This window comes from Pseudomonas sp. IT-P44 (assembly GCF_949768225.1).
GTDB classification, from domain to species: domain Bacteria; phylum Pseudomonadota; class Gammaproteobacteria; order Pseudomonadales; family Pseudomonadaceae; genus Aquipseudomonas; species Aquipseudomonas migulae.
Genome location: NZ_CATKQM010000090.1, coordinates 192014 through 205198, shown reverse-complemented (window position 1 = coordinate 205198; position 13185 = coordinate 192014). Strand labels below are relative to the sequence as shown.

The window sequence follows — 13185 nt, the reverse complement described above, 5'->3', positions numbered from 1 at the left end:
TCAAAGATTGAACAAGACGGCTTGCCGACTGACCTGCGGATTTGAGTGACAAACCCATGCCAAAACGTACAGACATTAAAAGCATCCTGATTCTCGGCGCTGGCCCGATCGTTATCGGCCAGGCCTGCGAATTCGACTACTCCGGCGCCCAGGCCTGCAAAGCCCTGCGCGAAGAGGGTTACCGCGTCATCCTGGTGAACTCCAACCCAGCGACCATCATGACCGACCCGGACATGGCCGACGCCACCTACATCGAACCGATCAAATGGCAGACCGTTGCCAAGATCATCGAGAAAGAGCGTCCGGACGCGCTGCTGCCAACCATGGGCGGCCAGACCGCTCTGAACTGCGCACTGGACCTGGAGCGCGAAGGCGTTCTGGAGAAGTTCGGCGTAGAGATGATCGGCGCCAACGCTGACACCATCGACAAGGCTGAAGACCGTTCGCGCTTCGACAAGGCGATGAAGTCCATCGGACTGGACTGCCCGCGCTCGGGTATCGCCCACAGCATGGAAGAGGCCAACGCCGTTCTTGAGCGCCTGGGCTTCCCGTGCATCATCCGTCCGTCCTTCACCATGGGCGGCACCGGCGGCGGTATCGCTTACAACCGTGAAGAGTTCGAAGAAATCTGCGCCCGTGGTCTGGACCTGTCGCCGACCAAAGAGCTGCTGATCGACGAATCCCTGATCGGCTGGAAAGAATACGAGATGGAGGTTGTCCGCGATAAGAAGGACAACTGCATCATCGTCTGCTCCATTGAAAACTTTGACCCGATGGGCGTGCACACCGGTGACTCGATCACTGTTGCGCCGGCACAGACCCTGACGGACAAGGAATACCAGATCATGCGTAACGCCTCCCTGGCGGTACTGCGCGAGATCGGCGTGGAAACCGGCGGCTCCAACGTTCAGTTCGGCATCTGCCCGGACACTGGCCGCATGGTCGTCATCGAGATGAACCCACGGGTATCCCGTTCCTCGGCCCTGGCCTCGAAAGCCACCGGTTTCCCGATTGCGCGTATCGCTGCCAAGTTGGCGATCGGCTATACCCTGGACGAGCTGCAGAACGAAATCACCGGTGGCGCTACCCCGGCGTCGTTCGAGCCGTCGATCGACTACGTCGTCACCAAGCTGCCACGTTTCGCTTTCGAGAAATTCCCGAAAGCCGATGCACGCCTGACCACTCAAATGAAGTCGGTCGGTGAAGTCATGGCTATCGGCCGGACCTTCCAGGAATCCCTGCAGAAAGCCCTGCGCGGCCTGGAAGTGGGCGTTTGCGGCCTGGACGAGAAGCTCGACCTGGGCAACCCGGAAAGCATGAGCATCCTCAAGCGCGAACTGACCGTGCCGGGCGCCGAGCGCATCTGGTACGTGGCTGACGCCTTCCGCGCCGGCCTGTCGGTCGAAGACATCTTCGGCATGAACATGATCGACCCGTGGTTCCTGGTACAGATCGAAGATCTGATCAAGGAAGAAGAGAAGGTCAAGACCCTGGGGCTGGCCAGCATCGACCGCGACCTGATGTTCAAGCTCAAGCGCAAAGGCTTCTCGGACATGCGTCTGGCCAAGCTGCTGGGCGTGACCGAAAAAGCTTTGCGTCGCCACCGTCACAAGCTGGAGATCTTCCCGGTCTACAAGCGCGTTGACACCTGCGCTGCCGAGTTCGCCACCGACACCGCCTACATGTACTCGACTTACGAGGAAGAGTGCGAAGCCGCGCCGTCGGGCCGCGACAAGATCATGATCCTCGGCGGCGGTCCAAACCGTATCGGCCAGGGCATCGAGTTCGACTACTGCTGCGTACACGCGGCACTGGCCCTGCGCGAAGACGGTTACGAGACCATCATGGTCAACTGCAACCCGGAAACCGTTTCCACCGACTACGACACCTCCGATCGCCTGTACTTCGAACCAGTAACCCTGGAAGACGTGCTGGAAATCTGCCGGGTCGAGAAGCCAAAAGGCGTGATCGTCCAGTACGGCGGCCAGACTCCACTGAAACTGGCTCGTGCCCTGGAAGAAGCTGGCGTGCCGATCATCGGCACCAGCCCTGACGCCATCGACCGTGCCGAAGACCGTGAGCGCTTCCAGCAAATGGTTGAGCGTCTGAACCTGCGTCAGCCGCCAAACGCCACCGTGCGCAGCGAAGACGAAGCGATTCGTGCCGCGGCCAAGATCGGTTACCCGCTGGTGGTTCGTCCGTCCTACGTACTGGGCGGCCGTGCGATGGAAATCGTCTACGAAGAAGAAGAACTCAAGCGCTACCTGCGTGACGCAGTGAAAGTGTCCAACGACAGCCCGGTGCTGCTCGACCACTTCCTGAACTGCGCCATCGAAATGGACGTGGATGCAGTTTGCGACGGCACCGACGTGGTGATCGGCGCGATCATGCAGCATATCGAGCAGGCCGGTGTTCACTCCGGTGACTCCGCGTGTTCCCTGCCGCCGTACTCGCTGCCTGCGCACATCCAGGACGAGATGCGCGAACAGGTCAAGAAAATGGCCCTGGAACTGGGCGTTGTCGGCCTGATGAACGTTCAGTTGGCGCTGCAAGGCGAAGACATCTACGTCATCGAAGTCAACCCGCGCGCTTCCCGTACCGTACCGTTCGTGTCCAAGTGCATCGGTGTTTCCCTGGCGATGATCGCGGCACGCGTCATGGCCGGTAAAACCCTGAAAGAAATCGGCTTCACCAAAGAAATCATCCCGAACTTCTACAGTGTGAAAGAGGCGGTCTTCCCGTTCGCCAAATTCCCTGGCGTGGACCCGATCCTGGGCCCAGAGATGAAGTCCACCGGTGAAGTGATGGGCGTGGGCGACACCTTCGGCGAAGCGTTCGCCAAGGCTCAGATGGGCGCCAGCGAAGTGCTGCCGACCGGCGGTACCGCGTTCATCAGCGTGCGTGACGACGACAAGCCACTGGTTGCAGGCGTGGCCCGTGATCTGATCAACTTGGGCTTCGAAGTGGTTGCCACTGCCGGTACTGCCAAGCTGATCGAAGCTGCAGGCCTGAAAGTGCGCCGTGTGAACAAGGTGACTGAAGGTCGTCCGCACGTGGTCGACATGATCAAGAATGACGAAGTCACCCTGATCATCAACACCACCGAAGGTCGCCAGTCGATTGCTGACTCGTACTCCATTCGTCGTAATGCCTTGCAGCACAAAATCTACTGCACCACCACCATTGCTGCTGGCGAAGCCATCTGCGAAGCGCTGAAGTTCGGTCCCGAGAAGACCGTACGCCGCTTGCAGGATCTACACGCAGGATTGAAGGCATGATCAAGTACCCAATGACCGTCCAGGGCGCGAAAGCCCTGGAAGAAGAACACGCTCACCTGACCAAGGTCGTCCGTCCGAAGCTCAGCCAGGACATCGGTACGGCCCGGGAATTGGGTGACTTGAAGGAAAACGCCGAATACCACGCTGCTCGCGAGCAGCAAGGTATGGTCGAGGCGCGGATTCGTGACATCGAAGGCCGGATTCAGAATCAGGTCATCATCGACGTCACGAGCATTCCTCACACCGGTAAAGTGATTTTCGGCACCACTGTTGAAATCGCCAACGTCGAGACCGATGAGCGCGTCACTTACCACATCGTGGGCGAGGACGAGGCTGACTTCAAACTCGGCAAGATTTCGGTAGGTTCGCCATTGGCCCGTGCCTTGATTGCCAAGGAAGAGGGTGATGTGGTTGCCGTGAAAACGCCGGGTGGCGTTATCGAGTACGAGATTGTCGAAGTCCGCCACATCTGAAAGAAGGCGCCCGCTGCGTGCGGGCGCCATGCTTTGGCAGCTGACTCAGATGTTGTGGGTCGGCGGCTTGTGGCTGTTACACATCGGTCTGCTGCCGGTGCTGGGCCAAATTGGCCTGGCACCGCTGCTGATCGAAGAAATTGCAGGCATGCTGAATGCGCTGATGGTGGGTTTCGCCTCTGCGTGTGTAATTTTTCAGGCTTTGGTGCTGGTTCAGGCCGAGGGCCTTGCCAGTCTATGGCGCGATATTCGCGGGCAACTGCTGATGATGGCGCTGTATGCGTGTGCGATGTTTTTCGCGGTGCGTATCGGCTGGCCGGATGCAGTGCGTTGGCAGGTGTTCAGCTATCTTGTTCTGGGCTTTTCCGGGCTGGTGCTGGTCTTGCAGCCGGTACCGGGATGGAGCGGCAGGGTGCGCGAAGCACACCCTTGACCCTTGCCATCATTTGAAGCGATGGACGTTCGACAGCTGCTTGTTGACGCTGAAGTTCTTGCGGTAAATCAGTGCCATCTTGCCGATGACTTGAACCAGATCCGCTTTGCCGACCTTGCAGAGTTCTGCAATGGACGCCAGGCGCGATTCGCGATCGAGGATGTTGAGCTTGATCTTGATCAGCTCGTGATCCGCCAAAGCGCGTTCAAGTTCGGCTAACACACCTTCAGTCAAACCGTTGTCAGCCACAATCAAAACTGGTTTCAGATGGTGGCCAATGGATTTGTACTGTTTCTTCTGCTCTTGAGTGAGCGGCATAATCTGACCCTTTCGTCTGGATTCTGTAAAATGGCGGCCATTTTACCCGAGGGTTCGTGGATCCGCCCAACTAATCACGACCCTTATCATCGAGGTGCCCAATGGCGCGTTCCAAGACAAGCCTTGGTTGGCTGAAAAGACATGTCAACGATCCCTATGTGAAGCAGGCGCAGAAGGATGGTTACCGCTCGCGTGCGAGTTACAAGCTTCTGGAGGTCCAGGAGAAATACAAGCTGATCCGTCCGGGTATGAGCGTTGTCGACCTGGGCGCGGCGCCCGGCGGCTGGTCGCAGGTCACCAGTCGGCTGATCGGTGGTCAGGGGCGTCTGATCGCCTCGGACATCCTGGAAATGGACAGCATTCCGGACGTGACTTTCATCCAGGGTGACTTCACCGAGGACAAAGTGCTCGCTCAGATCCTTGAGGCCGTCGGTAATTCGCAGGTGGACCTTGTGATTTCCGATATGGCCCCCAATATGAGTGGTACGCCTGAAGTGGACATGCCAAAAGCCATGTTTCTATGTGAGCTGGCTCTTGATCTGGCTGCCCGGATACTCAAGCCGGGTGGTAATTTCGTGATCAAGGTGTTTCAGGGCGAAGGGTTTGATGCTTACGTGAAGGACGCTCGTCAGAAATTCGACAAGGTCCAGATGATCAAGCCGGACTCTTCCCGTGGCAGTTCCCGCGAGCAATACATGCTGGCTTGGGGCTACCGCGGTCGTAGTGAGTAAATCGAGGTTTTTTTGCGGGGCGATAGGTTTTTCGTATTTCGCCTTGTGGGAATTAGCGAATATTGTGTAGGAAGTGTTTCACAAAGGGTTACAGACGGCGCCTGCCAGTGTTGTAGGTAATGTAGTAAGTTAGGCCGGTGAATATCATGCGAAGCGCGCGCCATTAGCGGCGCTTGCTTCAGAGGGTAGTTAATTGAACGATATGGCAAAGAATCTGATCCTGTGGTTGATCATCGCGGCTGTCCTGGTGACAGTGATGAACAACTTCTCCAGCCCTAACGAGCCGCAGACCCTCAACTATTCCGACTTCATCCAGCAGGTCAAGGATGGCAAGGTCGAGCGCGTAGCCGTTGATGGCTATGTGATTACCGGTAAGCGCAACGATGGCGACAGCTTCAAGACCATTCGTCCTGCGATCCAGGACAACGGTCTGATCGGCGATCTCGTGGACAACCACGTGGTAGTCGAAGGCAAGCAGCCTGAGCAGCAAAGCATCTGGACTCAACTGCTGGTCGCGAGCTTCCCGATCCTGGTGATCATCGCCGTGTTCATGTTCTTCATGCGGCAGATGCAGGGCGGTGCCGGAGGCAAGGGCGGGCCGATGAGCTTCGGCAAGAGCAAGGCGCGCCTGCTCTCCGAAGACCAGGTGAAAACTACCCTGGCTGACGTTGCCGGTTGCGACGAAGCCAAGGAAGAAGTCGGCGAACTGGTCGAGTTCCTCCGCGATCCGGGCAAGTTCCAGCGTCTGGGCGGTCGCATTCCTCGCGGCGTGCTGATGGTCGGTCCTCCGGGTACTGGTAAAACCTTGCTGGCCAAGGCAATTGCCGGTGAAGCCAAGGTGCCGTTCTTCACCATTTCCGGTTCCGACTTTGTCGAAATGTTCGTCGGTGTCGGTGCCAGCCGTGTTCGCGACATGTTCGAGCAAGCCAAAAAACACGCGCCATGCATCATCTTCATCGATGAAATCGACGCCGTCGGTCGCCATCGTGGCGCCGGCATGGGCGGTGGTCACGATGAGCGTGAGCAGACTCTCAACCAGTTGCTGGTAGAGATGGACGGCTTCGAAATGAATGACGGCATCATCGTCATCGCTGCAACCAACCGTCCGGACGTACTGGACCCTGCGTTGCTGCGTCCGGGCCGTTTCGACCGTCAGGTTGTGGTCGGGCTGCCGGATATCCGCGGTCGCGAGCAAATTCTCAAGGTCCACATGCGCAAAGTGCCAATGGGTGACGACGTCGCTCCGGCGGTGATCGCTCGTGGTACGCCTGGTTTCTCCGGTGCCGACCTTGCCAACCTGGTGAACGAGGCGTCGCTGTTCGCTGCCCGTACCGGCAAGCGCATTGTCGAGATGAAAGAATTCGAACTGGCGAAAGACAAGATCATGATGGGCGCCGAGCGCAAATCCATGGTCATGTCCGAGAAAGAGAAGCAGAACACCGCCTATCACGAAGCAGGCCATGCCATTGTTGGTCGCGTCGTGCCTGAGCATGACCCGGTCTACAAAGTGTCGATCATCCCGCGCGGTCGTGCGCTGGGTGTGACCATGTTCCTGCCGGAAGAAGATCGCTACAGCCTGTCCAAGCGTGCGTTGATCAGCCAGATCTGCTCGCTGTACGGCGGCCGTATCGCTGAAGAGATGACTTTGGGCTTTGACGGTGTCACCACCGGCGCATCCAACGACATCATGCGTGCCAGTCAGATTGCACGGAACATGGTGACCAAGTGGGGTCTGTCGGAGAAACTCGGTCCGTTGATGTACGCCGAAGAAGAGGGCGAAGTGTTCCTTGGTCGCGGCGGCGGTGGTCAGAGTGCAAGCTTCTCCGGTGAGACAGCCAAGCTGATCGACTCCGAAGTGCGCAGCATCATTGACCAGTGCTATGGCACGGCCAAACAGATCCTCACGGATAACCGTGACAAGCTCGACGCCATGGCTGATGCCCTGATGAAGTACGAAACGATCGATGCCGATCAGATCGACGACATCATGGCGGGTCGTACGCCTCGCGAACCTCGCGACTGGTCGGGCGGCACCGGTACCTCCGGAACGCCTCCGGTGGTGCAGGATGAGCGCCCGGAAACTCCGATCGGCGGTCCGGCTGCTGACGTTTAAGGTTTGAAATGACTTCTGTTCAGTCCTCGACCCGGTTGCCTTGCGGCAACCGGGTTCTTGATTTGGCCCAGACGCATGTCATGGGCATTCTCAATGTCACCCCTGATTCCTTTTCCGATGGCGGCCAATACAGCCAGCTCGATGCGGCCTTGCGCCACGCCGAAGCCATGGTGCTGGCCGGTGCGACGCTGATTGATGTCGGTGGTGAGTCGACCCGGCCCGGTGCCAGGGCGGTTTCGCCGCTCGAAGAACTGGAGCGCGTAGCGCCAATCGTCGAGCGCATCAACCGCGAGCTGGATGTGATTATCTCGGTCGATACTTCCACGCCAGCGGTCATGCGTGAAGCGGCGCGGCTGGGTGCGGGTTTGATCAATGACGTCCGCTCGTTGCGTCGAGAGGGCGCTCTGGATGCGGCGGCCGCCACTGGCCTGCCGGTCTGTCTGATGCATATGCTCGGTGAGCCGGGCGACATGCAGGACAATCCGCATTATCAGGATGTCACCCGAGAGGTCGGCGAGTTTCTTGTCGAGCGCATGGCGCAGTGTGCGTCAGTCGGAATTCCGGCTGAGCGGATCATCCTGGATCCGGGTTTCGGCTTCGCCAAAACCTTGCAGCACAACCTGAGCTTGTTCAAACATATGGAAGTCCTGCATGCCTTGGGGCGGCCCCTGTTGGTCGGGGTTTCGCGAAAGAGCATGATAGGTCAGGCCTTGAATCGCCCGGTCGGTGAGCGACTGCATGGCGGTTTGGCACTCGCGGCGCTGGCTTCATTCAAGGGGGCGCGTATATTGCGCGTCCATGATGTGGCCGAAACCGTCGATGTGGTGCGGATGATCGCCGCAGTGGAATCAGCCGAATAAGAATGATGGAGCACTTATGACTAAGAAATATTTTGGCACCGACGGTATTCGTGGTCGGGTCGGCGTGTACCCGATTACCCCTGAATTCATGCTGAAGCTCGGCTGGGCTGCGGGCATGGCGTTCCGCAAAATGGGCGCCTGCAAAGTGTTGGTAGGCAAGGACACCCGGATCTCGGGATACATGTTCGAATCGGCGCTCGAGGCCGGGCTGACTTCGGCGGGTGCCGACGTGATGCTCCTGGGCCCGATGCCGACGCCGGCCATCGCCTACCTGACGCGTACGTTCCATGCCGAAGCAGGCATCGTGATCAGTGCCTCGCACAATCCTCACGATGACAACGGCATCAAGTTTTTCTCCGGCAAGGGCACCAAGCTGCCGGATGAAGTCGAGCATATGATCGAAGAGTTGCTCGACACCCCGATGACCGTGGTTGAGTCGAGCAAGATCGGCAAAGTGTCGCGAATCAACGATGCTTCGGGCCGTTATATTGAATTCTGCAAGAGCAGCGTGCCGACCGGCACCAGCTTTACGGGCCTGAAGATCGTGATCGATTGCGCTCACGGTGCGACCTACAAAGTGGCACCGAGTGTGTTCCGCGAGTTGGGCGCCGAGGTTGTTGTGCTTTCAGCGCAGCCAAACGGCCTGAACATCAATGACAACTGCGGTTCGACCCATATGGGTCAGTTGCAGGCTGCCGTTCTTGCCGAACATGCTGATCTCGGTATTGCGTTCGATGGTGATGGCGACCGGGTCCTGATGGTCGATCACACGGGTGCTGTTGTCGATGGTGACGAGCTGCTGTTCATCATCGCCCGCGACTTGCATGAGCGTGATCTGCTGAAAGGCGGTGTGGTCGGAACATTGATGAGTAACCTGGGGCTGGAGCTGGCCCTGGCAGATCTGTCGATTCCGTTTGTGCGCGCCAACGTCGGTGACCGTTATGTGATCGCGGATCTGCTGGAACGCAATTGGCTGGTCGGTGGCGAGAACTCGGGTCATATCGTCTGCTTCAATCACACCACCACCGGTGATGCGATCATTGCCGCATTGCAGGTGCTGATGGCATTGCAGACTCGCTCCGAAGGGCTGGCTCAAGCCCGTCAGTCGCTGCGCAAGTGTCCTCAGGTGCTGATCAACGTGCGTTTCAGTGGCGGTGCGAGCCCTCTGGATCATCCGTCGGTCAAAGAGGCCAGCGAGCGCGTTACCAAGGCCATGGCCGGGCGTGGGCGCGTGCTGTTGCGCAAGTCCGGCACCGAGCCGTTGGTGCGTGTCATGGTCGAAGGCGAGGACGAAACACAGGTTCGCGGCTACGCCGAAGAGCTGGCAAAACTGGTTACTGAAGTTTCTGCCTGAATTCGGCTTGCCAGCCATGATTGTGTTGGGTAACATCTGCGCCCACTTTGACCGACGAGGTACAGCATGCGTCGCCCTATGGTAGCTGGTAACTGGAAGATGCACGGTACCCGCGCCAGCGTCGCTGAGCTGATCAACGGCCTGAGTCATTTGGCCTTGCCGAGCGGTGTTGATGTCGCGGTATTCCCGCCTTTCCTGCATATCAATCAAGTGATTGAAGGTTTGAAAGGCAAGTCGATTTCGGTCGGCGCGCAGAACTCTGCAGTGGAATCCATGCAAGGTGCTTTGACCGGCGAAGTTGCACCGAGTCAGTTGGTGGATGCAGGTTGTACCTTTGTACTTGTCGGGCATTCCGAGCGCCGCCAAATGGGCGAGCAGGACGGAATGCTGATTCGCAAGTTCGCAGCGGCACAGGCATGTGGCTTGATTCCAGTGTTGTGTATAGGGGAGACCCTGGAGCAACGCGAAGCTGGAAAAACTCTTGAGGTTGTCGGGCGTCAGCTTGGCAGTATCATTGAGGAGCTGGGTGTTGGTGCTTTTGCAAATGCAGTCATTGCTTACGAGCCGGTCTGGGCCATTGGCACCGGGCTGACTGCTTCGCCGCAACAGGCGCAGGATGTGCACGCAGCCATTCGCGCTCAGTTGGCGGCAGAGAATTCTGAGGTCGCACAAGGTGTGCGGCTTCTATACGGCGGCAGCGTGAAGGCGGCCAATGCGGTCGAACTGTTCGGCATGCCGGATATCGATGGGGGGCTCATTGGTGGAGCTTCCCTGAATGCAGATGAGTTCGGTGCGATTATTCGCGCCGCGGGAAACTGAAAAAATGCTGGAAACAGTCGTAGTCGTTTTTCATCTGCTGGGTGCATTGGGCGTAGTTGCTCTGGTATTGCTGCAGCAGGGTAAGGGTGCGGATGCTGGCGCGTCTTTCGGAGCAGGTGCTTCAAATACTGTGTTCGGAAGCCAAGGTTCCTCTACCTTTCTTAGTAAGTTTACTGCTATACTTGCCGCCGGTTTCTTCATAACCAGCTTAGGGTTAGGTTACTTTGCTAAAGAGAAGGCTCACCAGCTGACTCAAGTAGGTTTGCCAAATCCAGCAGTGTTGGAAGTTCCAAAGCAACAACCGGCTTCTGATGATGTACCGGTGCTTCAAGAGCAAAAGTCGGCTACTCCAGCGACTGACGTACCTCCAGCTCAAGAGCAAAAGTAAGAAGGGTTTCAAACGTAGTATTGCCGAGGTGGTGGAATTGGTAGACACGCAACCTTGAGGTGGTTGTGCCCATAGGGTGTAGGGGTTCGAGTCCCCTTCTCGGTACCAATTATCAGGAGAGCCCGCTGTTGCGGGCTTTCTTGTAGGTGGAAGGTTACATTGACCCTGTCAGGGATCGGTCGTATACTTCCGCCCCAGCTTTGTCGCGGGGTGGAGCAGTCTGGTAGCTCGTCGGGCTCATAACCCGAAGGTCGTCGGTTCAAATCCGGCCCCCGCAACCAGTTTAAGGAGCCCCTTTTAAGGGGCTTTTTGTTAGCTGGACACTTTCTACGCCGCTGTTCGACGGCGTTTCAAGGATGGGCGTTTCGCCCATTTTTTTATTTTGCATAGCATGCACATACATGCACGAGGGGGTTCAGGTGTCGAGCAAGCTAGAAGAGTTGCAGGCCTTGTTGGCCCCGGTGGTCGTGGCCCTAGGCTATGAATGCTGGGGTATTGAGTTTTCGGCTCAAGGTCGCCACTCAATGTTGCGCGTTTATATTGATAAAGAAGGCGGCGTGCTGGTGGACGATTGCGCCATCGTCAGCCGTCAGATCAGCGGTGTCCTGGATGTTGAAGATCCAATCGCCGTTGAGTACACCCTTGAAGTTTCCTCGCCTGGCATGGAACGCCCGCTGTTCACTATTGAGCAGTTTGCAAAATTTGCCGGTGAACAAGTGAAGATCAGGCTGCGCTCGCCTTTTGAAGGGCGACGCAACTTTCAGGGCCTTCTGCGCGGTGTAGAAGAGCAGGATGTCGTGGTGCAGGTAGAAGACCACGAGTTCCTGTTGCCGATCGATATGATCGACAAGGCCAACATTATTCCCAGTTTTGACTGAGACGCGGATCCCGCGGATCCAATGGCTTGCGAAAGGCGAGGCGTACGATGAGCAAAGAAGTACTGCTGGTTGTTGAGTCGGTATCCAATGAAAAGGGCGTACCGGCAAACGTAATTTTTGAAGCGCTGGAGCTGGCTCTGGCCACTGCTACCAAAAAGCGTTTCGAGGACGAAGTCGATCTGCGTGTGGAAATCAATCGCCACACCGGTGCTTACGAGACCTTCCGTCGCTGGACGGTTGTCGAAGAAGCAGATCTGGACGATCCGGCCATCGAAACCTGGCCGAGCAAGGTTGCCGAAACGCATCCTGGTGCCCAGGTTGGTGATGTAGTCGAAGAAAAAATCGAATCCATCGAGTTCGGCCGCATTGCTGCACAGACTGCCAAGCAAGTCATCGTGCAGAAAGTTCGCGAAGCCGAGCGCGCTCAAGTCGTTGACGCCTATCGCGAGCGCCTGGGGGAAATCATCTCCGGCACCGTGAAGAAAGTGACCCGCGACAATGTGATCGTCGACCTGGGCAACAACGCTGAAGCGTTGCTGGCTCGTGAAGACATCATCTCTCGCGAAACCTTCCGGGTTGGCGTGCGTCTGCGTGCGCTGCTCAAGGAGATCCGCACCGAGAACCGCGGCCCGCAGCTGATCCTGTCGCGCACCGCGCCGGAAATGCTGATCGAGTTGTTCCGCATCGAAGTGCCGGAAATCGCTGAAGGCCTGATCGAAGTAATGGCTGCCTCCCGTGACCCGGGTTCGCGCGCCAAGATCGCGGTCCGCTCCAAGGACAAACGCATCGACCCGCAGGGCGCTTGCATCGGTATGCGCGGTTCGCGCGTCCAGGCAGTGTCGGGTGAGTTGGGCGGTGAGCGTGTTGATATCGTCCTGTGGGACGACAACCCGGCTCAGTTCGTAATCAACGCCATGTCCCCGGCTGAGGTTGCGGCAATTATCGTTGACGAAGATGCCCATGCAATGGACATCGCCGTTGGCGCAGACAATCTGGCTCAGGCCATCGGTCGCGGTGGTCAGAACGTGCGTCTGGCTAGCCAGTTGACTGGCTGGACCCTGAACGTGATGACCGAATCGGACATCCAGGCTAAGCAGCAAGCAGAAACCGGCGACATCCTGCGCAACTTCATCGACGAGCTGGAAGTCGACGAAGACCTGGCACAGGTGCTGGTAGATGAAGGCTTCACCAGCCTGGAAGAGATTGCCTACGTACCGTTGGAAGAAATGCTCAACATCGACGGCTTTGACGAAGAAACCGTCAACGAGCTTCGCGCTCGTGCCAAGGATCGTTTGTTGACCAAAGCCATCGCTACTGAGGAAAAGCTGGCAGACGCCCATCCGGCCGAAGACCTGCTCTCGCTTGAGGGTATGGACAAGGATTTGGCGATGGAACTGGCGGTGCGCGGCGTAATTACCCGCGAAGACCTGGCCGAGCAGTCTATTGACGACCTGCTCGACATCGACGGCATTGACGATGATCGTGCCGGCAAGTTGATCATGGCCGCCCGAGCCCACTGGTTCGAGTAATTAGGCGCGGC

Annotated in this window: 12 protein-coding genes and 2 tRNA genes; 13 read left to right on the top strand and 1 reads right to left on the bottom strand. The window is 57.7% G+C overall.

Annotated elements, in window-relative coordinates; translation table 11 throughout:
• Nucleotides 1-56 precede the first annotated feature (56 nt).
• The 3 genes from carB to ACM6IO_RS28870 are packed head-to-tail and all read left to right on the top strand — an operon-like array spanning nucleotide 57 to nucleotide 4184.
• Nucleotides 57-3278: a carbamoyl-phosphate synthase large subunit gene (carB, locus tag ACM6IO_RS28880; protein ID WP_008029777.1), complete on the top strand. Its 3222-nt coding sequence runs from the start codon at nucleotides 57-59 to the stop codon at nucleotides 3276-3278.
• On the top strand, nucleotides 3275-3751 hold the full coding sequence (gene greA, locus ACM6IO_RS28875; protein ID WP_008029775.1) for a transcription elongation factor GreA: 477 nt from the start codon (nucleotides 3275-3277) through the stop codon (nucleotides 3749-3751). The genes carB and greA overlap by 4 nt, the downstream gene beginning before the upstream one ends.
• A 28-nt stretch (nucleotides 3752-3779) precedes the next feature.
• Nucleotides 3780-4184, top strand: coding sequence for a hypothetical protein (locus tag ACM6IO_RS28870; protein WP_008036520.1), 405 nt, complete (start codon nucleotides 3780-3782; stop codon nucleotides 4182-4184).
• A gap of 9 nt (nucleotides 4185-4193) precedes the next feature.
• Here the strand turns inward: ACM6IO_RS28870 and ACM6IO_RS28865 are convergent, their stop codons facing one another.
• A complete protein-coding gene (locus ACM6IO_RS28865) occupies nucleotides 4194-4502 on the bottom strand; it encodes a YhbY family RNA-binding protein (protein ID WP_007942889.1) in 309 nt (102 codons plus the stop codon).
• A 101-nt stretch (nucleotides 4503-4603) separates the two neighbouring features.
• On the opposite strand from ACM6IO_RS28865, the gene rlmE reads away from it, so the two are divergent.
• The 10 genes from rlmE (at nucleotide 4604) to nusA (ending at nucleotide 13174) form a co-directional block, all read left to right on the top strand.
• Nucleotides 4604-5233: a 23S rRNA (uridine(2552)-2'-O)-methyltransferase RlmE gene (gene rlmE, locus ACM6IO_RS28860; RefSeq protein WP_192227691.1), complete on the top strand. Its 630-nt coding sequence runs from the start codon at nucleotides 4604-4606 to the stop codon at nucleotides 5231-5233.
• Nucleotides 5234-5435: 202 nt separating this feature from the next.
• A complete protein-coding gene (ftsH, locus tag ACM6IO_RS28855; protein ID WP_032828773.1) occupies nucleotides 5436-7346 on the top strand; it encodes an ATP-dependent zinc metalloprotease FtsH in 1911 nt (636 codons plus the stop codon).
• Between the two features lie 8 nt (nucleotides 7347-7354).
• On the top strand, nucleotides 7355-8206 hold the full coding sequence (folP, locus tag ACM6IO_RS28850) for a dihydropteroate synthase (RefSeq protein WP_192227692.1): 852 nt from the start codon (nucleotides 7355-7357) through the stop codon (nucleotides 8204-8206).
• A gap of 16 nt (nucleotides 8207-8222) precedes the next feature.
• A complete protein-coding gene (glmM, locus tag ACM6IO_RS28845; protein WP_192227693.1) occupies nucleotides 8223-9560 on the top strand; it encodes a phosphoglucosamine mutase in 1338 nt (445 codons plus the stop codon).
• Between the two features lie 66 nt (nucleotides 9561-9626).
• Nucleotides 9627-10379, top strand: a complete 753-nt coding sequence (gene tpiA, locus ACM6IO_RS28840; RefSeq protein WP_008024463.1) for a triose-phosphate isomerase — start codon at nucleotides 9627-9629, stop codon at nucleotides 10377-10379.
• 4 nt (nucleotides 10380-10383) lie between these two features.
• Complete coding sequence (gene secG, locus ACM6IO_RS28835; RefSeq protein WP_017336473.1) at nucleotides 10384-10767, top strand: preprotein translocase subunit SecG; 384 nt, start codon at nucleotides 10384-10386, stop codon at nucleotides 10765-10767.
• Nucleotides 10768-10789: 22 nt separating this feature from the next.
• Nucleotides 10790-10875, top strand: a tRNA-Leu gene (locus ACM6IO_RS28830).
• Between the two features lie 96 nt (nucleotides 10876-10971).
• Nucleotides 10972-11048, top strand: a tRNA-Met gene (locus ACM6IO_RS28825).
• 138 nt (nucleotides 11049-11186) lie between these two features.
• Nucleotides 11187-11645: a ribosome maturation factor RimP gene (gene rimP, locus ACM6IO_RS28820; protein ID WP_032828556.1), complete on the top strand. Its 459-nt coding sequence runs from the start codon at nucleotides 11187-11189 to the stop codon at nucleotides 11643-11645.
• A 47-nt stretch (nucleotides 11646-11692) separates the two neighbouring features.
• Nucleotides 11693-13174: a transcription termination factor NusA gene (nusA, locus tag ACM6IO_RS28815; protein ID WP_008024459.1), complete on the top strand. Its 1482-nt coding sequence runs from the start codon at nucleotides 11693-11695 to the stop codon at nucleotides 13172-13174.
• The last annotated feature ends 11 nt before the right edge of the window (nucleotides 13175-13185 follow it).

Excerpts from the sequence above, each read along its gene's own strand:
- carB (WP_008029777.1), top strand. The coding sequence starts at position 57 with ATGCCAAAACGTACAGACATTAAAAGCATCCTGATTCTCGGCGCTGGC.
- greA (WP_008029775.1), top strand. The coding sequence starts at position 3,275 with ATGATCAAGTACCCAATGACCGTCCAGGGCGCGAAAGCCCTGGAAGAA.
- ACM6IO_RS28870 (WP_008036520.1), top strand. The coding sequence starts at position 3,780 with ATGCTTTGGCAGCTGACTCAGATGTTGTGGGTCGGCGGCTTGTGGCTG.
- ACM6IO_RS28865 (WP_007942889.1), bottom strand. The coding sequence starts at position 4,502 with ATGCCGCTCACTCAAGAGCAGAAGAAACAGTACAAATCCATTGGCCAC.
- rlmE (WP_192227691.1), top strand. The coding sequence starts at position 4,604 with ATGGCGCGTTCCAAGACAAGCCTTGGTTGGCTGAAAAGACATGTCAAC.
- ftsH (WP_032828773.1), top strand. The coding sequence starts at position 5,436 with ATGGCAAAGAATCTGATCCTGTGGTTGATCATCGCGGCTGTCCTGGTG.
- folP (WP_192227692.1), top strand. The coding sequence starts at position 7,355 with ATGACTTCTGTTCAGTCCTCGACCCGGTTGCCTTGCGGCAACCGGGTT.
- glmM (WP_192227693.1), top strand. The coding sequence starts at position 8,223 with ATGACTAAGAAATATTTTGGCACCGACGGTATTCGTGGTCGGGTCGGC.
- tpiA (WP_008024463.1), top strand. The coding sequence starts at position 9,627 with ATGCGTCGCCCTATGGTAGCTGGTAACTGGAAGATGCACGGTACCCGC.
- secG (WP_017336473.1), top strand. The coding sequence starts at position 10,384 with ATGCTGGAAACAGTCGTAGTCGTTTTTCATCTGCTGGGTGCATTGGGC.
- nusA (WP_008024459.1), top strand. The coding sequence starts at position 11,693 with ATGAGCAAAGAAGTACTGCTGGTTGTTGAGTCGGTATCCAATGAAAAG.